This window comes from Ochrobactrum sp. BTU2 (genome assembly GCF_024539785.1).
Lineage (GTDB): Bacteria > Pseudomonadota > Alphaproteobacteria > Rhizobiales > Rhizobiaceae > Brucella > Brucella anthropi.
On the sequence record NZ_JAHWRG010000005.1, the window covers coordinates 271,948 to 294,783 of the forward strand.

Below are 22,836 nucleotides of genomic sequence, written 5' to 3' on the forward strand. Positions count from 1 at the left end.
TCAAGTAAAATACGCGCGACCTTTGCGTGACTGCGAAAGAAGGCGCCGCGGCCAATCCCCCAACCCTGATCGATCAGGGAGCCATCTGGAGTGCATCCGCAATGATCAAGCGCCTTATTCTGGCAATAATATTCCTCGTGATCGTCGTTGGAGGCCTCGTTGGCTTTAACCTGTTCCGATCACAGGCCATCAAAGACTTTTTCGCCAACATGCAGCAGCCCGCCCAGACGGTTTCGACCGTGACAGTGGAGCCGGGCGTATGGAAGCCTGGTGTGGAAGCCATCGGCACGGCCAATGCGCTCAATGGCGTCGATCTGACCGTACAGCTTGACGGCCTCGTGCAGAAGATCAACTTCAAGGCCAATCAGGAAGTCAAGGAAGGCGACCTGCTGCTTCAGCTGGAAGACAGCATTCAGAAGGCGGACCTCGCAGCCGCCGAAGCTGAAGCCGTTCTTGCACAGCAGAACCTGAAACGCGCCGATACGCTGCGCACGCGCGGTGTCGGTGCTGTATCAAATGTCGATACGACTGCATCGGTCGCCAATGCCGCCGGTGCGGTGGTGGAAAAGATGCGTGCAACGCTGGCGCAGAAGTCGGTCAAGGCCCCGTTCTCAGGCGTTATCGGCATTTCCAAGGTCGATCTCGGCCAGTATCTGACGCCCGGCACGGTCATTGCCACGCTGCAGAACACCGACGTGATGCGCATCGACTTCACTGTCCCGGAACAGTCGCTTGCCTCCATCAAGCTTGGACAAACCGTCAAGGTCGGTTCGACTGCGGAAGCACTCAACTTCACCGGCACTATTATCGGTATCGATCCGAAGATCGACCCGACGACCCGTCTCGTTTCGGTGCGCGCGGAAGTACAGAATCCGGATCATGAACTGACACCGGGTCAGTTTGTGCAGGTTCGCGTCGAGTTGCCGGAAGAAGACAATGTCATTGCCCTGCCACAGACCACGATCATCTCCAGCCTGTACGGCGACTATGTCTATGCGGTTCGTCCGGAACAGAAGCAGGAAGGCGCGAAGGCTGCCGAAGGCGACAACACCGCCAAGGCTCCTGCTGCCGATGCCAAGCCGGAAGATGGCGAGAAGCAGGTCGCACAGCAGGTCTTCATCAAGCTTGGACGCCGCTATTCCGGCATTGTCGAAGTGACGAGCGGCCTCAAGGCTGGAGACATCATCATCACGGCAGGCCAGAACCGGCTCTCGCCCGGCGTACCGGTGAACATCGACAACACCGTCAATCCGATTCCGGCCGGCCAGCCGGCTGACAAGCAATAGGCGATCCCGATGAGCTTTTCCGATATTTTCATCCGGCGACCCGTGCTTGCCACGGTAGTTGCCCTCATGATCATTCTGTTGGGCCTTCAGGGTATCGCGCAGCTGACGGTGCGCGAATATCCGAAGGTCGATGAAACCGTTATCACGGTCACAACAAACTATGCCGGCGCGAGTGCCGATCTCATTCAGGGTTTCATCACCGCGCCGATCGCCGAAGCGGTCGCTACGACTGAAAACATCGACTATGTGACGTCTTCGAGCCGTCCGTCGTCGAGCACGGTGACCGTGCAGATGAAGCTCGGTGCAAACCCGGATGCGGCGCTGACGGAAGTAATCGCCAAGGTCAATCAGGTTCGCGGCGACCTGCCGGACGAATCCGACGATCCCGTCATCGTCAAAGGAACGGGTCAGAACTTCGCTACCATGTATCTGGCAGCGCAGAACCCGAATATGACGAGCGAACAGATCACGGAATATCTGGAACGCGTTATCCAGCCGCGCATGTCCACCATTCAGGGTGTTGCAAAGGCTGAAATTCTGGGCGGTCAGGTCTATTCGATGCGTGTCTGGCTCGACCCGATCCAGCTTGCGGCACGTCAGATCACGGCACCGGAAGTTCTGGCGGCAATCAACGCTTCCAACTTCCTGTCGGCACCCGGCACGACCAAGAACGAATATGTGTCGTCATCGATCACATTGAAGTCGACCTTGCAGACACCGGAAGCCTTTGGCGCCATGCCGATCAAGGCTTCGGGTGACGACGTCGTTCGTCTGCGTGATGTTGCGCGGGTCGAACTGGCTGCGAAAAGTACGGACACCATCGTTTCGTTCAACGGCTCGGCTGGTACCTTCCTCGGCGTCTTCCCGACACCGGCGGCAAACCCCATCGACATGGCCGCTGCCGTCCGCAAGGAACTGCCATCTATCCAGGCGTCGCTGCCGGAAGGCATGTCGCTTGTTCTCGTCTATGACGCGACCGAGCAGATCAGCTCTTCGATCAAGGAAGTCTTCACGACCATCGGCGAAGCCGTGGCCATCGTCATTCTGGTCATCATTGTCTTCCTCGGGTCGTTCCGCTCGGTGCTGATTCCGATTGTCACGATCCCAATCTCGTTGATCGGCGTGTGCTTTTTCCTTTATGCGCTCGGCTTCTCGATCAACCTGTTGTCACTGCTCGCGATGGTTCTCGCCATCGGCCTTGTGGTCGACGATGCCATCGTGGTTCTGGAGAACATACACCGGCATATCGAAGAGGGCCTCCGGCCCATGGACGCTGCCTTCAAGGGCATGAAGGAAATCACCGGCTCGATCATCGCCATGACGATCACGCTGGCGGCGGTGTTCGCACCACTCGGCTTCACGGGCGGTCTGACGGGTGCCCTGTTCCGCGAATTCGCCTTCACGCTGGCTGGCGCCGTTATCATTTCGGGCGTTGCCGCCTTGACGGTTTCGCCAATGATGTGCGCGCGTATGCTCAAGCATGGCGACCAGACCCGGTTCCAGAAGTTCATCGACCGGACCTTCTCGCGTTTCGAAAAATGGTATCACCGTCGTGTCTCCAACTCGCTCAACTATCGCGGCATTACGCTCGCAATTGTCGTAGCGCTGATGGGATTGACGGGATTCCTTTTCATGAACACGTCGAGCGAACTGGCACCGGAAGAAGATTCCGGCGCGCTGTTCTCGATGTTCCAGGCTCCGCAATATGCAACCTCGGCCTATACCAATCTCTATGCCGAACAGATCGACGAACTGACCAAGGATCTTCCCGAACTGAAGACCCGCTTCCAGATCGTCGGCATGGACGGTGGCACGACATCCGGTATCGCGCTGTGGGTTTTGAAGGACTGGAACGAGCGTACCCGTTCGCAGAAGCAGATTCAGGAAGACCTGACCGCACGTATTTCCAAGGTCGCAGGTGTTGAAGCTTTCATCTTCGCGCCTCCGTCCCTGCCGGGAACGGGTGGCGGCCTGCCGATCTCGATTGCTATCCAATCGACTGGCCCAGCCGATCAGGTTTTCGCACTGGCTGAGGAAATCAAGAACGAAGCACAGGCTTCCGGCCAGTATATCATCGTGCAGAACTCGCTTTCCTTCAACGCACCGCAGGTCACGATCACCATCGATCGCGACCGCGCAGCAACGCTGGGTGTGCAGATCAGCGATATCGGTTCGACACTGGGTCTCCTGACCGGTGGCGCATCGGTGGCGAAGTTCGACCGCGATTCGAACAGCTATGACATCATCACGCAGGTGCCCGATGCATACCGTTCGAACCCGGAAAAGCTCGGCGACTTCTATGTGCGCAGTGTTTCCGGCTCGATGATTCCGCTGTCGTCGGTCATCACGATCAGCCAGAACGCATCGCCTGCAGCAATCGAGCAGTTCAACCAGCTGAATTCGGCCACGATTTCAGCTCTGCCGCTGCCTGGCGTTACAACCGGGCAGGGCCTGCAAACTCTGGTCGATCTGGCCAAATCCAAGATGCCGGAAGGCTTCTTCCTGGATTATTCCGGTCAGTCGCGTCTGGAAGTGGAGCAGGGCAACACGATCCTGATCGCCTTCGGCCTCGCCGTCATCGTGATCTATCTCGTGCTTGCGGCGCAGTTCGAAAGCTTCCGCGATCCGTTCATCATCATGATGTCGGTTCCGCTGTCGATCTTCGGTGCCATCGTGCCGCTGAACATCGGTCTCGGCACTCTCAACATCTACACGCAGGTCGGTCTCATCACCCTTGTCGGGCTGATTACCAAGCACGGTATTCTGATGGTGGAATTCGCCAACCAGCAACGCCGTCTGCATGGTCTTTCACGCCGGGATGCGATCATCGTCGCGGCTGAAACCCGCCTGCGTCCGATCCTGATGACCACTGCCGCCATGGCGCTTGGCGTTGTACCGCTCATCATCGCGACCGGTGCCGGTGCAGCCGCACGTTACTCGATGGGTCTGGTGATCTTCACTGGTATCGTGATCGGCACGATCTTCACGTTGTTCGTGGTGCCGATGTTCTACACCTTCATCGCCAAGAAGGATGTTGAAGGCGAATATGTTGCGTCATCGGATGAAGGCGGCGAACCGGCTCCAGCGCAACATCACTGAAACTTGCGTTGAACCAATGACAAAGGGCGGCCTAGAAATAGGTCGCCCTTTTGATTTTTGCTAACGTTGCAAACGCTGCGTTCCAACCCATATGAGCCAGTATGATACCCTTATCCGTTCTCGATCTTTCGCCCGTTCCCGAAGGTAGCGATGCAGCACAATCGCTGCATAATACGCTGGAGCTTGCGCAACATGCCGAACGGCTCGGCTTTCACCGTTACTGGCTTGCCGAACACCACAATATGCCGGGCATCGCCAGTGCCGCCACATCTGTGGTCATCGGTTACGTCGCCAACGGCACCTCAACCATTCGCGTCGGTGCTGGCGGCGTCATGCTGCCCAACCACGCACCTCTGGTGATTGCAGAACAGTTCGGCACGCTGGCTTCCCTGTTTCCCGGGCGTATCGATCTCGGTCTTGGGCGCGCTCCGGGCACTGACCAGATCACCGCTCATGCGCTTCGTCGTAATCTCGACAGTGACGCCAATGCGTTTCCGCAGGATGTGGTCGAGTTGCTCAACTATTTCAAACCTGCCGAACCGGGTCAGCGCGTGCGCGCAGTGCCGGGCGAGGGGTTGAATGTGCCTGTCTGGATTCTCGGTTCCAGCCTGTTCGGCGCGCAGCTTGCTGCGATGCTGGGGCTGCCTTACGCATTTGCCTCGCACTTCGCGCCTGCCGAAATGGAGCGCGCCATCGCTCTATATCGCGAGCGGTTCGAGCCATCGGAATATATGCAGAAGCCTTATGTGATGCTGGGCCTAAACGTGATCGCAGCCGACACGGACGAAGAGGCGAACCATCTTTTCACGTCGCAACTGCAGGCTTTCGTCAACCTGCGCAGCGGTCGCCCCGGCAAGCTTCCTGCACCGGTCGAAGGCTATGCGGAGCGGCTTGATCCGGCAGCGCAGGCGCTTGTTCGCCAGATGCTGTCATGCCGTGTAGTCGGTGGACCGGACACGGTAGCGAAAGGCATCAAGGCCTTTGCAGAAAGCACCGGTGCCGATGAACTGATGTTGACCGGCATGATACATGATCACAAGAAGCGTCTGCATTCATACGAGATCGCCAGCCGTTCAATCGGCCAATCAATCGCCTGAGCGGCTGTTTTCGCTTTTGACTTCCGCCAACAGCCAATCCCGGAAAGCCGACACCGCCGGAGTGCTCGAACGAGCCTTCGGCGTCACAAAATAATAGCTGCTCGGGCTTTTGACCGTATGCGGACAGGCAACCACAAGCTGGCCACTATCGATTTCGGCGCGAATGAGGAACAGCGGCATCAGCGCAACGCCAAGGCCTGCAATGCAAGCCTGCGAGACGTTCGAAAACTGTTCAAAGCGCATTCCCGGTGAAACCGGAGCCGCGATATCGAGGCTCTTGAACCAGTGGTCCCATGCACCGGGGCGTGAAGCCATATTGAACAGGGGAAGCGGCAACAGATCGGCAGGCGCATGAACCGGATTCTGCTGTAGAAATGCAGGGCTGCACACAGGCGCAACCGTTTCATCCATCAGGAAGACACTATCGGCGTTGGGCCAGTCCGGCTGGCCAATATGGATCGCTGCATCCAATCCTTCGCGATCAAAATCGAACTGCCCGATACGCGTCGCAAAATTGAGGATGATATCGGGATACTTTGCCACGAAACGCGGTATGCGCGGGATCAGCCAGCGTGTGCCGAATGTCGGCAGAAAAGCGAGATTGAGCGTGGTGCCACGCATATGCGACATGACTTGCAGCGAAGCGGCACGGATGGATGCCAGCGCTGGCCCCACCGCCTTCAGATAGACGCGCCCGGCATCGGATAGAACCACATTGCGGCTGGTGCGGTCGAAAAGCGCTGTTCCAAGCTGCTCTTCGAGTGTTGCAATCTGTCGGCTCACCGCGCCTTGCGTCAGCGACAGTTCCTCGGCTGCAGCCGAAAAGCTTTCATGCCGCGCAACCGCATCAAAGGCGGCAAGCGCACTGGTGGAGGGGAGCAAGCGGCGTGATATCGAAGTCATGATCCATTACTAAATGGAATAGATCGATGAGTAAACGTCGATTGCACCAGACCTCGGCACAGTTCATATTTCCTGTAAATTTTCATTGAGGAGAATACACTGATGTCACGTGCGGCTTTTAGCTGGGAAGACCCGTTTCTGCTGGATGACCAGCTGACCGAAGACGAGCGCATGATCCGCGACTCGGCCAAGGCTTTTGCGACGGACGTTCTGCTGCCCCGCGTTGAAAACGCCTATCTGGATGAGACGACCGATCCGGAACTGTTCCGTCTGATGGGGCAGGCTGGTCTTCTGGGCGTGACGCTTCCTGAAGAATATGGCGCAGCCAATGCAGGCTATGTTGCCTACGGCCTGGTGGCGCGTGAAGTCGAGCGTGTCGATTCCGGTTATCGTTCGATGATGAGCGTGCAGTCGTCGCTCGTGATGTATCCGATCTATGCCTATGGCTCGGACAAACAGCGCAAGAAATATCTTCCGGGCCTCGTCTCCGGCGAACTGATCGGCTGCTTCGGCCTGACCGAGCCCGATGCAGGTTCCGATCCGGCAGGCATGAAAACCCGCGCCGAGAAGATCGATGGCGGTTATCGCCTGAGCGGCTCCAAGATGTGGATTTCGAACTCACCGATTGCCGATGTGTTCGTCGTCTGGGCGAAATCGGCTGCACATGACAACGCCATTCGAGGCTTCATCCTCGAAAAGGGTATGAAGGGCCTTTCCGCACCGAAGATCGGCGGCAAGCTTTCGCTGCGCGCATCGATCACCGGTGAAATCGTCATGGATGGCGTCGAAGTTTCGGAAGATGCGCTTCTGCCGAATGTCTCCGGTCTGAAGGGCCCGTTCGGCTGCCTCAATCGCGCCCGCTACGGTATTTCCTGGGGTGTGCTGGGGGCTGCAGAAGATTGCTGGTTCCGTGCCCGTCAGTATGGCCTCGATCGCAAGCAGTTCGACAAGCCGCTCGCCGGCACGCAGCTTTACCAGAAGAAACTGGCCGATATGCAGACCGAAATTGCTCTTGGCCTTCAGGCAAGCTTGCGCGTCGGTCGTCTGTTCGACGACGGCAGGATGGCCCCGGAAATGATCTCCATCGTGAAGCGCAACAATTGCGGCAAGGCGCTCGATATTGCCCGTCAGGCCCGCGATATGCACGGCGGTAATGGTATCCAGATCGAATACCACGTCATGCGCCATGCGCAGAATCTGGAAACAGTGAACACCTATGAAGGCACGCATGACGTTCATGCGCTGATCCTGGGCCGCGCCCAGACCGGCATTCAGGCATTCTTCTGATCGCTGTATTGCCAAGCCTTTCATTCGGGCCCGTTCGCAGTTCGCGGGCGGGCCTCTTTATTTTTGTACGGGATTGCTGAAAATGCAGAACACGCCGCTTGACGGTCTCAAGGTGGTAGAACTGGCGCGCATTCTTGCCGGACCATGGGTAGGGCAGACGCTCTCCGATCTCGGTGCCGATGTCATCAAGGTGGAAAGCCCTGAAGGTGACGATACGCGCAAATGGGGGCCGCCATTCATCGATGTGGAAGGCGAAAGGTCCGCCGCCTATTTCCATGCTTGCAATCGCGGCAAGCGTTCGATCACTGCAGATTTCCGCACTGATGAAGGTAGGGAACTGGTACGCCAGCTCGTGGCTGACGCCGATGTTGTCATCGAGAACTTCAAGCTGGGTGGATTGGATAAGTACAGCCTCGACTATGAGAGCCTTAAAGCCATCAATCCACGCCTGATCTATTGCTCGATCACCGGTTTCGGCCATACCGGCCCATACGCCGAGCGTGCAGGCTATGATTTCATGATCCAGGGCATGGGCGGCATCATGGATCTGACTGGCGAACCTGACGGTGAGCCGCAGAAAATTGGCGTGGCTTTCGCCGACATTTTCACCGGGCTTTACAGCGTGATTGCGATCCAGTCCGCACTCATTATGCGCGAGCGCACCGGCATCGGCCAGCATATCGATATGGCGCTATTCGACTGTATGTCAGCGGTTTTGGCCAATCAGGCGATGAATTTTCTGGCGTCCGGTGTTTCACCAAAGCGCATGGGCAATGCCCATCCGAATATTGCGCCCTATCAGACGCTGCCTGTTTCCGACGGCTATTTCATCATCGCCTGCGGCAATGACGGACAGTTCGGAAAACTGACCTCATTGCTTGGCATCGGTGACATCGCAGCCGACGAGCGTTTCGTCAGCAATTCGGCGCGTGTGGCCAACCGGGCGGCTCTCACGGCACTTCTGGAAGACAAGACTCGGGCATGGAAGCGCGACGATCTTCTGGCTGAGCTTGCCAGAATTGGCGTGCCTGCCGGTCCGATCAACACGGTTGCCGATGTATTCGCAGACCCGCAATTCGAGGCGAGGGCGATGAAGATCGACCCGCAAGGCGTTCCCGGTCTGCGGACGCCTATTCGCTTCTCCGATGCCGAATTAAAGCTCGACAAGCGTTCGCCGAAGCTGGGAGAACACAGCAACATCATTCTTTCGGAAACCGGCAAAAGCTGAACGAGAATAGTGTCATCAACCAGACGCGCTCTTCATCGAAGGGCGCGTTTTTGTTTGTAATGCATCGATGAAAAGTGAAAGTCTCTAATCAAGAAACAACTTTAACCCCTTGCGGGGAAGGCATTTTAAATTGTTCTTGAGAGAAGATGGTGCGGTCGAGAAGACTTTAAAAGTCGCTTCACCGCCTGCAAATGGTGGGTTTAAGTGTCCCACGGAAAACATGGCCGGGATGCGATAGATTTTCCTTGCACCCGGCGTGTTTTCCACGCTTATTTGCGCCTGTGGATAACGCCTCGCAGTTAGGTCGCCTTCTTTTCTTCGCTCGACCGCCTATGGGAGCCAACCGATGATTATGCCTGGCAATTCTCGACAAGTTATCGTGGATGCTTGTTGCTATTTTCGCCTGCACCGCACATTGCCGCGAGCAAGGTGGTTAATGACCTAGACGATGCCGGATACCGCATCGTCGAACACCACGAGATAGATGGGATAATCCGCAGGCTGATCGAACTGGTGGAAGAAGACGACAAGCTCATACCCGGGGGGACGCATCCTGCCGTCATCAAGGCTAAGGCCATCCTTGAAATTCTTAATACGTAAGAAGGAAAGTGGATGGAGTAGGCCTAAAATCGCAAAAATGCCCGGCCACCTTTCGGCAGTGGGGCACCTCTTCGGTAGGAATAATCGTTATCAGATTTTCATACGGGCAGGGCGCCGCAATGCCGCAAGGCAGGCGCAGATTAGATGAGCCGGATTACAAGCACTGTATATAAATACCGGTGCACATACAGTGAATATTGTTATTTAAGTTCGATATACGTTTGGTTGATTTTCACGTGTTTATAATTCAATCCGTCGCGATGCCTGCGCGATTGTCGACAGGCGGTGTGCAACCAGTATTCTGCTGATGTGGAGCGATGATACGGCTACATTGATACGTCGTTCGTTGGCTTCGTCCAAAGCGCTCGTCGCCTCATCCAGAAACAGGATCGATGGCCGTCGATAAAGCGCGCGCGCCAGAAACAAACGCTGTTTCTGTCCGCCTGACAGTGAACTGCCCATATCACCAATAAGGGAATCGTATCGCATCGGCATGGCCATGATTTCGTCCCTCATTGCGACCAACCGGGCGCATTCTTCGATCCATGCTTGATCCGCGTGCGGATCAAAACACGAGATGTTTTCGGCGATTGTACCAGCGAACAGTTGATCGTCCTGCAACACGGTTGCGATCTGCCGACGATAATCCACCAAGCCCATCTGGCTGATATCCGTGTCGCCGAACAGAACCTTGCCTTCGCCAGGCTCGATCAGGCCCGCCATGATTTTCAATAATGTGGTTTTTCCGCAGCCAGATGGACCCGTTATGGCAAGACATTCACCCGGTTCGATCGTCAGGCTGATGCCATTGAGAACCTTCGGCAGCCCTTCGCCATAGCTGTAATGCACGTTTTCAACCCGCACAGGCAACGAGTGCTCTGTCTGTATCGGCATCGGCAGCACCATTGCCTGCATAGGTGCGGCTTCTTGCGAGGTCAGCGCAATATCGGCGATGCGCTCGGTATGAAGCGTGAGCATCTTTAGACTGATTGCCAGATCAATCAGAGCGCCGACACGACCAACAAGCTGGTCCTTGTAGGCAAGGAAGGCGATCAGCATACCCACTGTCATCGCACCGTCCATCACCGAGCGAGTACCAAGAATGAGCATGATGATGCCATCGGCAGCCGCCAGAAACGTGCCCAGAACACCAAACAGCATCTCGAGCTTTTTGATCCGGAGATCCGAATTGATTGCATTGACCAGCAAAGTGAGCCATGCACCCCGGCGGCGGTCGTGCAAATCCATGGTTTTGATGCTCGCGATACCCCGGATCGTTTCGATGAAATGGCTATCTTCTTTCGCACCCTGAATGATCGCAGCCTCATTCGCAGCGCGATATGGATGATAGGCAGCAACACGAAGAGCCAAGTGGAGCAAAAGGGCGATGAGTGCGACCGCTGTCAGCCAGCCGCCGTAAAGTACCATCATGATGAAAGCTCCGATGGTCATGATCCCATCGAGTACGGCGCTCACCAGATCGGTGGTCAATGCCGACTGGATGCGTCCGAGCGAGCCGAACCGCGAAACCACGTCGCCGACATGGCGCTTCTCAAAATACGAAAGCGGAAGGCGCAGCAGGTGGTCAAACAGCGCCGTCGTCCATTGCGGGTTCAGGTTTGTTCCCATGATCAGCACGGCCCACGAACGGGCCAGCCCAAAAACCAGCTGCAGGACAACCAGAACCCCAAGGCCAATTGCAACAAGCGTCAGAAGATCGCGATCTGATGCCACGATGACTTCGTCGAAGATAATCTGCGAACCAATTGGCGAGAGAAGCGCTATCGCTTCCAGGCACAATGACAAGGCAAATATCTGAAACAGCGCGCGCTTCAATCCGGTGATGCGCCGGAACAGATCAGTCAGCCGTATCCGCTCTTTTTCCGTCTTGCGCTCAAACCCTTCGGCTGGCCACAGTTCAAGTGCCACGCCTGTAAAGCAATCGGATAGTTCTTTGAGAGAAATAAGACGCCGACCACGGGCTGGATCATGAATGTACACTCCCTTCGCGGTGACCTTTTCCAGCACCACATAATGGCGTAGTTCCCAGTGCAGGATGCATGGGACTTGAAGCCTGGGAAGATCATCAATCTCTACGCGGACGGGCCGGGAAGCAATGAAAAGGCTGCTGGCGATACGGGAAATATCGAGAAGCGACAGTCCTTTTAATGATACAGAAAACCGCCGCCGCAATGTGCCGAGGTCTATAGCATGGCCATAGTAACCTGCCACCATCGCAAGACACGCAAGCCCGCATTCTGCAACCTCGGTTTGCAGGATGACCGGTAATTGTCGCTTCAGCGACAGGGAATAATTCAGACCGTTCTTCATTTGGGATTTTTGACAGCCTGATCAATGGCCCGTCCCCGCAGACTGTAAAGCGGTTCGAGCAGCCATTGATAAAGCGGACGGGTGTCGAGCAGGAGATCGGCCTCGACACCCATACCCGCCCTCAAAGGCTCGGCTTTTCCATAGGCCATAACGTTCGGTTGGTCGGGCTGGACTGTGATGCGGTACTGTGCCTGTGTTGGTTGGGGTTGCGCCGCCAGCGCGTCCGCATTCGTTTCGGTTGGCTGGAGGGTTACGCGAGAAACTTTCGTGATCGAGCCACCATATTGACCGAACTTTTGATAAGGAAAGGCCGTATAACGCAACAGAACCCGCGCTCCTTCACGGATGAAACCGATGGCCTTGCTGTCAGCGAGCAGATGCACTTCCATTGCCTCACCGGTAGGCAGGATTGACACGAGAGGTAAACCAGCCGCAACCAATTGGCCAGAATGAACAAGCACGGCTGCGATGGTACCATTGGCAGGAGCCGCGATAACAATCGCCCGGCGTGCTTCTGCCTGCGCCAGTTGTTCTCTCAGCGTAGCAATCCGCTGACGCATTTCACCGAGGGCGATAGCCGCCGACGCATCGTACCCCTCCAATCGTGAGCCTAAATCTACAGCCGTACCTTCAAGTTGAACCCGTTGCCTACGCAGTGCTTCCAGCTCCTGTCTGTTCTGCATATAGTTTTGCTCGGCGCTCTCAAAGCTGCGCTCCAAGGTGATGCCGCTGTCAACGAGCCTGCGATATTTGTCGGCACGGGGCTGAAGCACAGCGATATATTCCTCGGTCTGTTTTATCTGCGCGTCGACACGCTCGATCTCGAGTTTCACCGCACCCCTGCGTTCAGCCAATGCCCGCTTTTCAATTTCATCCAATCGTACCCGTTGCCTGATCGCCTCAGCGATCTCATCAATGCGGCTCTGCAGCTGGTCCTTGACTACGCTTTCCGTCTCGCCAAGATTGGTCGTTGTGTCGGTTCCCAAGAGAAATAGCGGATCACCAGCCTCAACGGTTGCAGCATCAGTGGCTTGGGCCTGCAGCAAGCGTCCCGCCTGCGGCGCAAAAACATGAAGAACGCCCGCACTTGGGACGACAGCGCCATGAACCCGGACCCGGCGGGTGTATTCGCCGAGTACCAGAACAGCCACGATAAGCGATATGATTGTTAACCCGATCACGGTAGCAAGCTGAACTGAAATCGGCTGGATCAATCGTGGGTTACCGAGCCATGCATCACGCTGCGCAACAACGGCTTGTTTGCGAAACAGAGGGATCGCGGTTTGATTCATTAAATATAGACTTTTGCAATAAGATTTCAGACGTCAACCGTCGCTAAAAGTGAAAATTTCTCAGCACTTCACAATCATCAATACATTCATTTTTGATGTAACAGGCTATAATCCGCCGCCAACAAAATCAGTTGCATTGCGGTACACTGCTTAGATTCGGCGATAGCCTAATAAATGTCCTCGCCGACATGCTAAAAAACCACATACACTACAATTATTTCTTTCTGCGCAATACAAAAAGTATATTTACCCATATAAAATCAAATAATAACAATATGCTGACGAAAACAATAGCCGCCGCCGCCCAATTTAGTTCTAAGATAAAATCGACTACAATGGTTGCTATGGCGAAGCCTATGAAAAACCTTAAATATTCCTTCCAGTCATTATTAAAGTTATTTTTATAATCCAGCATAAAATCAATGTAGTTTTTAAAAGCGGAGAGCATAATTATTATGTCCTTGTTTGACTATCAATGAACCCGCTGGCGTCATTCACCACATTGTACAGTTCTATCTGCCGTGCGATATTCAACCGAGCTAAAGTGTGCATCATGACCTAAAGCACCCAATTGGACTTCAGGTCATGAGACTTAGTTAATTATGGCCACCCCACCGTCCCCTAGCTGCAGCCCGTCCTCGGGCGTTTTGAGCATCATGCAGCGCCTTATCTATAGCAGCATTAGCTCCGGCTACATATCCCTTCTCGACGGAGTTTCCAATCACATAGCCCGCGAACTTTCCCACACCACCGGCCACTGTCTTCGCTACAGCAACGCCCGGAGCAAGTGCGCCTCCAGCTAGGGAGCCTACTAGCCCTCCAACTAAACCACCCACTCGAGCGCCCCATCCGCTATTTTGGGCATGGCCGTCCGAAGTGCGATTACTGCCGCCTGACTTGCCACTTGAAGAGCCAGATCGACCACTTGAGCCATCATGATCTGCGGAATCCAAACGTCCACCGCCCGATACTGCAGCCATCTCTTCTACAGTCAGAATACGCATTAAATATCCTACTAATTTAACACGAGGTACGGTAGCAAAGTCATTATTAGCTAGTAATTACAATTTATAGCTAGCTACCATTTTCCAGAATGGCCATCGAACGCATTCATATGCCGTAACGCTTGGCACAACTGCGCCGTGAACACGGACCCGACGGGTGTATTCGCCGAATGCCAGAACAATCCCAATAAGTGCCACGACCGTTACCCCAATCACAGTGGCAAGCTGAACCGAGATCGGCTGGATTAAACGCGGACTACCGAGCCATGCATCGCGCCGCGCGACAACCGCTTCGTTGCGAAACAGAGGGGTGGTGCTTTGATCCATAAAGTAAGGACTTTTGCAATAAGATTTCAGAAATCAACGTTTTTTCTAATCTGATTAATATAGTAATATGTGCTTCCAATGAATATATACACAGAAATAAATACTAAAAAAATCAATATAATATCGTAAACACTGATAATCGGAGACCATGAAAATATAGCAAACCAGCACGACAAAAACACAGAGTCTATAAATACGCGCCATATATATATGATATTTATCATCGATAATAAAAAAAATATTTCTTGTTTCCGTCCTATTCGTATAGATTCCCCAAAAAAGAACACTTGCCGCCAATTTCAATAAGATTATCTGGGTCGATTCATCCTGATTAAGGAGTATAGTTACGCAAATGAGAGCCAAAATATATAAAACATCTTTATTTAACATGACTCTCATCGCGCTACCTGTGCTTTATAATGCATTTTATAGAAATTGGTTAATCCGAACTATTACTCTATTCGGGATTATTGACCTCCGCCGCGACTGCCTCCGTCGGCGCGGCTATCACGACCACCACCACTGCGTCCCCCTTTGTTGCTAGGACTTGGAGAAGTCCACCCTCCTTGCAACCCACCCGTAACTGCGCGCCCCCAGCGCACCCAGTCCAACCCCAAGCACCCCTCCGGCCGCCCCACCGATTGCACCGCCAACTGCTCCTGATACAACACTACCACTCACACCGACCGAATTCGCGCCATAAACATCTTTTCCGAGATAGGAATCCATGGCGGCGTTCCGGCCATCGTTGCGTCTACCGCCGCGGGTTTGTGGGCCGCGTGACGGTCCGAAGTCAGTATTTCTGCCGTAACCGGCATCACTTTTACCGGGAGAATCAAGTCCGCCGCCGCCGCCCGATACTGCTGCCATCTCTTCTAAATTCAGAATACGCATTAAATATCCTCCTAATTTAACAAGAGGTACGGTAGCAAAGTCATTATTAGCCCGTAATGACAATATATAGCTAGTTACCATTGTCCAGAATGCCAACTGCGCCAGTTGTTCTTTCAGCATAGCAACCTTGTATCGCGTTGCGCGACTACGGCTGCGGCATTCCATTTCAACATTTTTTCTTAAACAAATCTTGATATCGAGGATCGCTCTGTATTCGCAGTGCCGATAGCACCAAATAATCATAATGTGCATGGATGTAACTGAGATAAGTACCTAGTCTACCATCGATAATAGCTGGATCGTTGGCGTAAATGGTCTTCAAAAGCATGATGTCATAAAGACACATATTTGGCACGTTGAGTTCGAAACGGGCGGCCATTTGCTCGGCAGTTAGGATGGTATTTGTTCCAGCCAGTTCAGGCAACTCGCGTTCTTCTATGATAGAGACGGGTCCAGTTGTGACGAACCTATCAGGAGCTACGAGAACTACTTGTAAAAGCTCTTGCTGGATAACATTTCGAGCGATGCTGTCATCTACGGACTTTGTTTCAACATCTAATGCCTCATTGACGGCGACATACGCACGCGGTTCCTTGCCCTTTTCATAAAAGACATGCCCGAAGCCAAAATTATCGTATATGAAATGAAATTCTGGCAGACCGCTTCGTTTCAAGATAAACGAAACATCCCCAACGATAGTCGATAGCGTATTCTTGTCAGACTGATGATAGAAAACGTAAAGGAGCGTATCGCGCGCGCAATCTATAGTGCGCTTGACGTAATGAAGTCTCGGATTGATCCAAGTCTCCTCAGACAATAATTCAAAGAAAAGTGTGGTCCATTTCTCGGTCCTCTCCATCCGATCTCCATATACGCAAACCGGAAACTTGGATGGCATTCTGTTAAGCGGGTAATCATTCCCTTTTCCGGGGGCGAGTGTTTCTTTAAAGAATTCCACAAATCGGCTTTCGTCTCGTTCAACACCGAATACTGCCGCGATGCATATTGCAAAAGCCAAAGCGACCGCCGAAGCGGTCACCAGTTTCAGTTGTAGATTTATTGATCTAAGATTCATTTCGTGACCAGATCACTATCTATTAGGACTTAATGTCCGCCACCTCGGCTTCCACCATCTGCCCGACTGTCACGGCCAGAGTATCCTCCGCTATTACCTCCGCGACCACCATACGGATCATGACAAGAGCCACAGTTCAATTTACCACTGACATTAATGCCACTCGTACCAATATTGACACCAATTTCCGATGAAATTTGACCTGCAATATGACCAAAGGTGCTTGCCCAGCTATCCTTCGTACCATCGCGATTACGCTTATCTGCCCTGTTAACTCTGTCTCCATCTGACCCAGGACCATTAGTGGAGTTTCCACGCGAACTACCGGTCGCCCCACTACGACCGCCATAACCGGCATCACTTTTACCCGGTGAATCTAAGCCGCCACCGCCCGATACTGCAGCCATCTCTTCCAATGTCAGAATACGCATAATTTCCTCCTAATACCTTCAATTACGCGCAAACGTTAGCAAGCATACATTTATTGCAAAACAGCAATTAACTGCCTGCCTTTTCGAGGGTTTGCATCGCTGGGTTTAAACGCAAAAAAGACCCCACAGCCGGAGCTGCGGGGCGCACTACAAGAAAATGCTCAGGCATCGAAACTTCGCTACGGAGGAGCGTGGGAAGCACGGCAGGCATATGCGGCCGTATCGGTCATCGCCCTGGGCACGAGTTGAATTACAAGTTCCTCGCGGGTCATGCTTACGTCCTCGATCAATCGAAACACAGGACGGTGCACGAGGAATGCGAGGAAAGCGATGAGCACTATCCATCCAAAGACCTTGTCGCCAATGCGTGAAGATTCCGCAGGTGTGGTCATTTTCCACCTCTTAATGCGCGAACGAAATCAAGCAGCGTGTTGCCGTCGATGTTCGCAGTGAAACGCGTGAGGGCATAACTCATCATCGCGAAAAGACCGGCCACACCATTTCGGTATGTTCCCGGTTCGAGCTGCATGAAATCGATAAACGGATCGGCCAGAACAGTTGCGCAGAACAGACCGGCCGCAACGCGGGTCATTGCAACAACGAATGAGTGGCGCTCAGACGACAAGACTGAGACGATCAATCCCCCGGCAGTTGCCAAGATGAAACCCATTTGCTCTTTAAAAAATTCGCCTATTATTCCCGCGCCTTTCGCACACCTTCGTCAAGCCGTTCCCATTCTGTTGCCAGCACATCGAGCCCCGTGGAAGGCGCGGCCTTATCGAGATAATCGAGGATTGCCTTTTGCCGGGCGGTCGGCGTCGGGGCAGGGCATACCAGCCCCATCGCCAATTCAGTTTGCGGTCCCGATACGGTCACGCAGCCTGCGAGCGACATCAGAAGCACCGCCCCTATCGACCATGTCGTTCTCATGTTGCTCATCAGCCTTATCCTGCAGCTGCTTTGAAATTTCGCCAATGGCTTCAGCGCGGCCGAGATCCTTCAGACTGCGCTCATAGCGCCAATCTTTGATCAGGTCTCGGATCAACGAGACCAACATCACAGCCAACGCCGATAGAAGTGTTTCAAGCACTCCCGCCTCCAGCCTTTGGAGCCTCTTCGTACGGCGCTTACTCGCCGACGACGGGGTAAACGGTCAACCGAAGCCGATGCAGAAAGCATCTGAGGTTGCCAAACCGAAATCGATCAGCTGGTTGGTGTCCAGCTACCTTGAATATCTCGAAGCGCGTGTCGTTGCTGGAACTTCTAGCGGCAAGACTTTGAAAAAGAAACGCAACTTGCTCAATCGCCTGATTGAAAACCCCGATCGCGTTATGCTCATCCCGCAGGAAAAGCTAATCGAGATGCAGGATAAGATGGGCTCGACGCCAGCCCAAGCCGACGCCTTTATCGAAGCCGTCGGCGTTATGTATGATTGGGCGAAGAAGCGGAATCTCGTAAGCAGCAATCCCGCCAAGGGCATCGATAAGGTTTACATCAAGGGAGATGGCGCCATACCGTGGAAGGCCGACGACGTCAAAAAGTTCTTCGCCAAGCATAAGCCCGGGAGCAAAGCGCACGTTGCCATGTCCGTCCTGCTATGGACTGGATGCCGTATTGAAGATCTCGCCGTGCTCGGCCGAAAGAATGAATGCGTCATAGAGGGCATTGAGGCAGTTCGCTGGCAGCCGAGCAAGAAGGGATCGTCTGAGGTTTCCGTCCCACTTCTACCCGCCCTGAAGACGGCAACCTGCACGCCGACGGTTCAGGGCGGCACATACGTTCTCGGTCGCGGGGGCAAACCATTCGCAAGCGGGGATAGTATGTCCGCGATGTTTAAGCGATGGTGCAAGGATGCTGATCTACCGCTTCTGTCGGCTCATGGTGTTCGCAAGGGACTGGCGGAATTGTTGGCTGAACAGGGTTGCAGCCAATACGAGATCATGGCGATTCTTGGCCATTCCGAAGCAAAAACTTCAGAGGTTTATACCCGGAGAGTCGAGCGCTGGAAGCTGGCTCTTGGCGCCGTGGAACGAGTAAATGTGTCCCACGCATGGTCTTAATGTAGGACACCTCAAAAACTAAGGCACTGATATTCTTGGAGAAAAACACTGCTAAACAGTGGTAAATGGTGCGGTCGAGAAGACTCGAACTTCCACGGGTTGCCCCACAGCGACCTCAACGCTGCGCGTCTACCAATTCCGCCACGACCGCCCGTGGTAGGAGCCGAACTCCGTCGGCGAGTGGGCATTTAGCAAATCACTTTGGGGTGCACAAGCCCCATCTGCATCTTCCGGCAATCTTTTTGAAAAAGAATGTGAAAAAGCCGGCGCCCAATCATTGAAAACATCATTGAAACCCTGAATTTCCGGGCTTTTTCAAAGGCTTCCACAAACTTAAAAAAAATCCGAAAAACGTCACCGAACGAGAGTGTAGCGGTGGAACAAAGGGCTGCTAGGGGCAACAAGAGCGAATCCGACGAATCCGATTCATTCGGATTCGCCTCAATCGCCAAAAAATTACCCGGCGATGCCCTGCAAGCGCTTGATATCCTCAAGACGCTTCAGCGTTTCCGTATATCCGGCGTCGATTGCCTCGGATGCGCGATGGAAATCGGCAAGCCCGATCTGTCCCACAATCGGCATAAGCGTGACATCCGGTGGATCGCCCGCCATGCGGGCTCGCGAGATGCGGTCCTGAATAATGTTGAAAGCTTCCATCATCACGCCCGTAATGCCAAGGCGCGCTTCCTTCTCACCATGAATTGCCTCAGCCAGACCTTCCTGGCGTGATTGCGCATGTTTGATGACTGCAGCGCGACCATACTGGTCGTAATGCAAGTTGACTGCCAGAACGAGGCGCTGCTCGTAAGCGCGGCACACGGATACGGGAACTGGATTGACCAATGCGCCATCGACCAGAACACGCTCCTGCCAGCGTACGGGCTCGAAAACACCGGGCAGGGCATAGGAAGCACGCATAGCATCAATAAGCGGGCCAGATGACAGCCAGATTTCGTGACCGGTGCGTAATTCGGTGCAGATCGCGACGAAGGGACGGTCCAGTTCCTCGATGCGCAGCCCGTCCAGATGCTCGCGCAGGCGACCATCGAGTTTCATTCCGCCGAACAGCCCGCTGCCGCGAAAGGTGATGTCGAGAAGATTGAACATGCGTCGCCGTGTGAGGCTGCGGGCGAAATCTTCCAGTTCATCGAGCTTTCCGGCCAGATAACAGCCACCGACAAGCGCGCCGATGGAAGTTCCGGCAATCATCTCGATATCGATATTGGCTTCGTCCAGCGCGCGCAGAACGCCGATATGCGCCCAGCCACGTGCAGCTCCGCCGCCCAGCGCCAAGGCTATCCGGCGCGGCTCACGCTTGATTTCAGGTTTTTCAACGATTTCTTCTGTCGGCGGTGCAAGGTCGTTATTCGCAGCCTTCCGCCTCTGCCCCCATGCAAGCATCACGATGGATACCTCTTCGTCTCGATTTGGAGCATTTCCGACAAAAGACTCAAGCGGTTTGCGTCAGGAAATGCCCAGACAAATGGCTAAAACGATTCCGACAACTCCGTTTGAATGGAACCGCTTCAGATTAGCGAAACATAGTATCCAAAGAATAAATGCTGCGAATTGATGGCGCGACTCATATTCGCGCCATCACATCCTTTTGACCAAGATTAATGCTCGTGATCGCAAGCGCCTTCAATAGCCAGCGATATATCGCCGTTCTCGGCAACAACCTGCCGATAGAAGCAGGAGCGGCGGCCTGTATGGCAGGTCGGCCCGTCACCGGCGACGCGCACTTTCAGCCAAAGCGCATCCTGGTCGCAATCCGTGCGCAACTCGACAACGCTTTGCAGATTGCCCGACGTCTCGCCCTTCTTCCAGAGCTTGCCGCGCGAACGAGACCAGTAATGCGCAATTCCCGTTTCGAGGGTGAGACGCAGCGCTTCCTCATTCATATGGGCGACCATCAGTAACTCGCCGTCACGCGCATCGGTTACAACGGCTGTGATGAGACCCGATGCATCGAAGCGCGGCATGAATGCCGCACCTTCCTCGATGGCCTTCTTGTCAGAAGGCTGGACAGGAAAGAAGCTCATAGTCTGCGCTTATCTGCGGGTCAGGGTCATGAAGCGAACCTGTTCCTCCGCATTCACCTGCATTTCGCCGGTAAAAGTGGTGGTGATGGTCGTCGAACCCTGCTTGCGGATGCCGCGCATGGCCATGCACATGTGCTCGGCCTCGATCATGACGGCGACGCCACGCGGCTTCAAAATGCGCTGGATGCTATCGGCGATTTGTGCGGTGATGCTTTCCTGTGTCTGCAGGCGGCGCGCGAAAATATCCACGACGCGGGCAATCTTGGAAAGGCCAACCACCTTGTGATCAGGCAGATAGGCGACGTGCGCCTTGCCAATGATCGGCACCATATGGTGCTCGCAATGCGAATGGAACGAAATGTCCTTCACGAGGACAAGATCGTTATAGCCACCGACTTCCTCGAACACCGTGCCGAGAACTTCTTCCGGGCTTTCCGTATAGCCTGCGAACAATTCCTTATAGGCCTTGGCAACGCGCTTCGGCGTTTCCAGAAGACCTTCACGCTCCGGGTCGTCTCCGGCCCAAAGCAAAAGCGTGCGTACGGCTGCTTCTGCATCGGCCTGCGTCGGCTTGCCATGCAAAAGAGTTACATCTGCCTGCTTGTTCGGCAGGCCGGATTCGTCATCTTCTTTGAGGATGCGAGCGTCCATCAGTATTCTCCAGTAGTCTCCTTCAAGGAGGAGACGAGTTAAACGGACAATACAACGATGCGCTTTGCGAGCGGGCGATGTATTGATCCGGCGCTTGAGGCCACCGGACAGGTTTTCGTGCGACTGCCCCCGGGTCTGTGCTAATGTTACCCATAGCGCAGACGCTACCTGCCTATTATATAGACATTAAATTGCAACTTCAAACCGCAGTCGGACGACAAAATTATGTTTTTCTCCGGCACTGCGGAAGGTTCGCCTCCATGATCGATGATATTTATAACAAACGTATTCTGGAATTCGCTGGAAACATGGAGCGTCTGGGACGCCTTCCTGAGCCCGATGCCGTTGCCAAAGTGCATTCCAAACTGTGCGGATCGACTGTTACCGTCTACCTGAAAATGGCTGACGGCATTGTGACGGATTTCGCACATGAGGTGAAAGCCTGCGCACTTGGGCAGGCTTCTTCGTCCGTGATGGCGCGCAATATCATCGGCGCTTCCGCAGAGGAACTGAAAGCCGTCCGCGATGAAATGTACAAGATGCTGAAGGAAGAAGGTCCGGCGCCGGAAGGGCGTTTTGCCGACCTGAAATATTTCGAACCTGTCCGCGAATACAGGGCTCGCCACGCCTCCACGCTGCTTACATTCGATGCGGTTGTCGATTGCATCCGGCAAATCGAGGAAAAGGCCAAAGCTGCCTGATGTGCTCTTGCGGCAAGAATCGCGCAGGCGAGGGCGCACCAAAGCGCTATAGCCGGAATTTTACAGATCCGTGGCGCAAGACACCCGGAAGAGTAATCGGCACTTCGTTCGTGCGCTTTTATCAGGTGACATTGTCGTCTCTCATCGGCAATTCCTGCCGCCATCTGCCGACCTGTTCCGAATATGCCTATGAAGCCATTGCTCGCCACGGCCTGTGGAGCGGCGGATGGATGGGGCTTTTTCGCGTCATGCGTTGCGGGCCGTTCGGAACCCACGGTTTCGATCCGGTGCCGCGTGCACTCTCCAGTGATCTCAAATGGTATCTGCCCTGGCGGTATTGGCGCTGCTCGGCATCTTAGAGCGCGATGCGCTTTATCAAAGCCGTCTCCCGGTTTCCCCGAATTACCCCCAGCTGTGAATTCTGACAGTTTTTTGTTAGCTGATTATAATTCATTAAGGATATCAACGTTTCATTGAGAATTGGAATTTAAGGCAGTGCTGTGGTCTTTTTCGGGCCGCAATTTGCCT

20 protein-coding genes and 1 tRNA gene are annotated in these 22,836 nt (G+C 54.1%); 8 read left to right on the forward strand and 13 right to left on the reverse strand.

All coding sequences use genetic code 11. The features are described from left to right. The first annotated feature begins 101 nt into the window (after positions 1-101). From KWJ32_RS17160 to KWJ32_RS17170, 3 genes are all read left to right on the forward strand, one after another. Positions 102-1,286, forward strand: a complete 1,185-nt coding sequence (locus tag KWJ32_RS17160; RefSeq protein WP_012092065.1) for an efflux RND transporter periplasmic adaptor subunit — start codon at positions 102-104, stop codon at positions 1,284-1,286. A 9-nt stretch (positions 1,287-1,295) separates the two neighbouring features. Continuing rightward, entirely contained in the window at positions 1,296-4,385 is a 3,090-nt protein-coding gene (locus KWJ32_RS17165; RefSeq protein WP_010660110.1) for an efflux RND transporter permease subunit, read from the forward strand. A 101-nt stretch (positions 4,386-4,486) separates the two neighbouring features. Continuing rightward, a complete protein-coding gene (locus KWJ32_RS17170; protein WP_029924843.1) occupies positions 4,487-5,482 on the forward strand; it encodes an LLM class flavin-dependent oxidoreductase in 996 nt (331 codons plus the stop codon). Here KWJ32_RS17170 and KWJ32_RS17175 read toward each other — a convergent pair. Further along, positions 5,471-6,385 carry a LysR family transcriptional regulator gene (locus tag KWJ32_RS17175; RefSeq protein WP_010660108.1) on the reverse strand — a complete coding sequence of 305 codons (915 nt, stop codon included), beginning with the start codon at positions 6,383-6,385 and terminating at the stop codon, positions 5,471-5,473. The genes KWJ32_RS17170 and KWJ32_RS17175 overlap by 12 nt on opposite strands. 102 nt (positions 6,386-6,487) lie before the next feature. Here KWJ32_RS17175 and KWJ32_RS17180 point away from each other — a divergent pair, with 102 nt between their 5' ends. Together KWJ32_RS17180 and KWJ32_RS17185 are read left to right on the forward strand one after the other, a co-directional pair. After that, entirely contained in the window at positions 6,488-7,672 is a 1,185-nt protein-coding gene (locus tag KWJ32_RS17180; RefSeq protein ID WP_192799836.1) for an acyl-CoA dehydrogenase, read from the forward strand. An 82-nt stretch (positions 7,673-7,754) separates the two neighbouring features. Further along, complete coding sequence (locus KWJ32_RS17185; RefSeq protein WP_151609921.1) at positions 7,755-8,900, forward strand: CaiB/BaiF CoA-transferase family protein; 1,146 nt, start codon at positions 7,755-7,757, stop codon at positions 8,898-8,900. Positions 8,901-9,740: 840 nt separating this feature from the next. Here the strand turns inward: KWJ32_RS17185 and KWJ32_RS17190 are convergent. From KWJ32_RS17190 to KWJ32_RS17225, 8 genes are all read right to left on the reverse strand, one after another. After that, a complete protein-coding gene (locus KWJ32_RS17190) occupies positions 9,741-11,831 on the reverse strand; it encodes a peptidase domain-containing ABC transporter (protein WP_151609923.1) in 2,091 nt (696 codons plus the stop codon). Continuing rightward, the gene (locus tag KWJ32_RS17195) at positions 11,828-13,123 is read right to left on the reverse strand and encodes an HlyD family efflux transporter periplasmic adaptor subunit (RefSeq protein WP_012092059.1); all 1,296 of its coding nucleotides are present in this window, start codon (positions 13,121-13,123) and stop codon (positions 11,828-11,830) included. Before KWJ32_RS17195 ends, KWJ32_RS17190 begins: the two co-directional genes overlap by 4 nt. Before the next feature lie 1,871 nt (positions 13,124-14,994). After that, positions 14,995-15,468, reverse strand: a complete 474-nt coding sequence (locus tag KWJ32_RS17200; protein WP_144243795.1) for a hypothetical protein — start codon at positions 15,466-15,468, stop codon at positions 14,995-14,997. Between the two features lie 46 nt (positions 15,469-15,514). After that, a complete protein-coding gene (locus KWJ32_RS17205) occupies positions 15,515-16,423 on the reverse strand; it encodes a hypothetical protein (RefSeq protein ID WP_012092057.1) in 909 nt (302 codons plus the stop codon). Positions 16,424-16,452: 29 nt separating this feature from the next. Next, on the reverse strand, positions 16,453-16,854 hold the full coding sequence (locus KWJ32_RS17210) for a hypothetical protein (protein ID WP_144243794.1): 402 nt from the start codon (positions 16,852-16,854) through the stop codon (positions 16,453-16,455). 179 nt (positions 16,855-17,033) lie between these two features. Beyond that, positions 17,034-17,246: a hypothetical protein gene (locus KWJ32_RS17215; RefSeq protein WP_192799837.1), complete on the reverse strand. Its 213-nt coding sequence runs from the start codon at positions 17,244-17,246 to the stop codon at positions 17,034-17,036. Beyond that, a complete protein-coding gene (locus KWJ32_RS17220; protein WP_151609926.1) occupies positions 17,243-17,524 on the reverse strand; it encodes a hypothetical protein in 282 nt (93 codons plus the stop codon). Before KWJ32_RS17220 ends, KWJ32_RS17215 begins: the two co-directional genes overlap by 4 nt. Before the next feature lie 23 nt (positions 17,525-17,547). Further along, positions 17,548-17,793: a hypothetical protein gene (locus tag KWJ32_RS17225; RefSeq protein WP_125334246.1), complete on the reverse strand. Its 246-nt coding sequence runs from the start codon at positions 17,791-17,793 to the stop codon at positions 17,548-17,550. A 227-nt stretch (positions 17,794-18,020) separates the two neighbouring features. Between KWJ32_RS17225 and KWJ32_RS17230 the strand changes: the two genes are divergently transcribed. Beyond that, on the forward strand, positions 18,021-18,914 hold the full coding sequence (locus tag KWJ32_RS17230; RefSeq protein ID WP_125334245.1) for a tyrosine-type recombinase/integrase: 894 nt from the start codon (positions 18,021-18,023) through the stop codon (positions 18,912-18,914). A gap of 66 nt (positions 18,915-18,980) precedes the next feature. Here the strand turns inward: KWJ32_RS17230 and KWJ32_RS17235 are convergent. The 4 genes from KWJ32_RS17235 to folE form a co-directional block, all read right to left on the reverse strand. Further along, positions 18,981-19,065: transfer RNA gene (locus KWJ32_RS17235), tRNA-Leu, on the reverse strand. Between the two features lie 305 nt (positions 19,066-19,370). Beyond that, a complete protein-coding gene (locus KWJ32_RS17240) occupies positions 19,371-20,318 on the reverse strand; it encodes a patatin family protein (RefSeq protein ID WP_010660105.1) in 948 nt (315 codons plus the stop codon). A 212-nt stretch (positions 20,319-20,530) separates the two neighbouring features. Continuing rightward, positions 20,531-20,956, reverse strand: coding sequence for a phosphoribosyl-AMP cyclohydrolase (hisI, locus tag KWJ32_RS17245; RefSeq protein ID WP_010660104.1), 426 nt, complete (start codon positions 20,954-20,956; stop codon positions 20,531-20,533). 9 nt (positions 20,957-20,965) lie between these two features. Then, entirely contained in the window at positions 20,966-21,607 is a 642-nt protein-coding gene (gene folE, locus KWJ32_RS17250; RefSeq protein ID WP_006466810.1) for a GTP cyclohydrolase I FolE, read from the reverse strand. A 260-nt stretch (positions 21,608-21,867) separates the two neighbouring features. Between folE and KWJ32_RS17255 the strand changes: the two genes are divergently transcribed. After that, complete coding sequence (locus KWJ32_RS17255; protein WP_010660103.1) at positions 21,868-22,308, forward strand: iron-sulfur cluster assembly scaffold protein; 441 nt, start codon at positions 21,868-21,870, stop codon at positions 22,306-22,308. Further along, a complete protein-coding gene (yidD, locus tag KWJ32_RS17260) occupies positions 22,308-22,667 on the forward strand; it encodes a membrane protein insertion efficiency factor YidD (protein ID WP_151609927.1) in 360 nt (119 codons plus the stop codon). Before KWJ32_RS17255 ends, yidD begins: the two co-directional genes overlap by 1 nt. Positions 22,668-22,836: the final 169 nt, after the last annotated feature.

Bases quoted from the DNA above. Each gene is read 5' to 3' on its own strand.
- KWJ32_RS17160 (WP_012092065.1), top strand. From the start codon at position 102: ATGATCAAGCGCCTTATTCTGGCAATAATATTCCTCGTGATCGTCGTT.
- KWJ32_RS17165 (WP_010660110.1), top strand. From the start codon at position 1,296: ATGAGCTTTTCCGATATTTTCATCCGGCGACCCGTGCTTGCCACGGTA.
- KWJ32_RS17170 (WP_029924843.1), top strand. From the start codon at position 4,487: ATGATACCCTTATCCGTTCTCGATCTTTCGCCCGTTCCCGAAGGTAGC.
- KWJ32_RS17175 (WP_010660108.1), bottom strand. From the start codon at position 6,385: ATGACTTCGATATCACGCCGCTTGCTCCCCTCCACCAGTGCGCTTGCC.
- KWJ32_RS17180 (WP_192799836.1), top strand. From the start codon at position 6,488: ATGTCACGTGCGGCTTTTAGCTGGGAAGACCCGTTTCTGCTGGATGAC.
- KWJ32_RS17185 (WP_151609921.1), top strand. From the start codon at position 7,755: ATGCAGAACACGCCGCTTGACGGTCTCAAGGTGGTAGAACTGGCGCGC.
- KWJ32_RS17190 (WP_151609923.1), bottom strand. From the start codon at position 11,831: ATGAAGAACGGTCTGAATTATTCCCTGTCGCTGAAGCGACAATTACCG.
- KWJ32_RS17195 (WP_012092059.1), bottom strand. From the start codon at position 13,123: ATGAATCAAACCGCGATCCCTCTGTTTCGCAAACAAGCCGTTGTTGCG.
- KWJ32_RS17200 (WP_144243795.1), bottom strand. From the start codon at position 15,468: ATGCTGAAAGAACAACTGGCGCAGTTGGCATTCTGGACAATGGTAACT.
- KWJ32_RS17205 (WP_012092057.1), bottom strand. From the start codon at position 16,423: ATGAATCTTAGATCAATAAATCTACAACTGAAACTGGTGACCGCTTCG.
- KWJ32_RS17210 (WP_144243794.1), bottom strand. From the start codon at position 16,854: ATGCGTATTCTGACATTGGAAGAGATGGCTGCAGTATCGGGCGGTGGC.
- KWJ32_RS17215 (WP_192799837.1), bottom strand. From the start codon at position 17,246: ATGACCACACCTGCGGAATCTTCACGCATTGGCGACAAGGTCTTTGGA.
- KWJ32_RS17220 (WP_151609926.1), bottom strand. From the start codon at position 17,524: ATGGGTTTCATCTTGGCAACTGCCGGGGGATTGATCGTCTCAGTCTTG.
- KWJ32_RS17225 (WP_125334246.1), bottom strand. From the start codon at position 17,793: ATGAGCAACATGAGAACGACATGGTCGATAGGGGCGGTGCTTCTGATG.
- KWJ32_RS17230 (WP_125334245.1), top strand. From the start codon at position 18,021: ATGCAGAAAGCATCTGAGGTTGCCAAACCGAAATCGATCAGCTGGTTG.
- hisI (WP_010660104.1), bottom strand. From the start codon at position 20,956: ATGAGCTTCTTTCCTGTCCAGCCTTCTGACAAGAAGGCCATCGAGGAA.
- folE (WP_006466810.1), bottom strand. From the start codon at position 21,607: ATGGACGCTCGCATCCTCAAAGAAGATGACGAATCCGGCCTGCCGAAC.
- KWJ32_RS17255 (WP_010660103.1), top strand. From the start codon at position 21,868: ATGATCGATGATATTTATAACAAACGTATTCTGGAATTCGCTGGAAAC.
- yidD (WP_151609927.1), top strand. From the start codon at position 22,308: ATGTGCTCTTGCGGCAAGAATCGCGCAGGCGAGGGCGCACCAAAGCGC.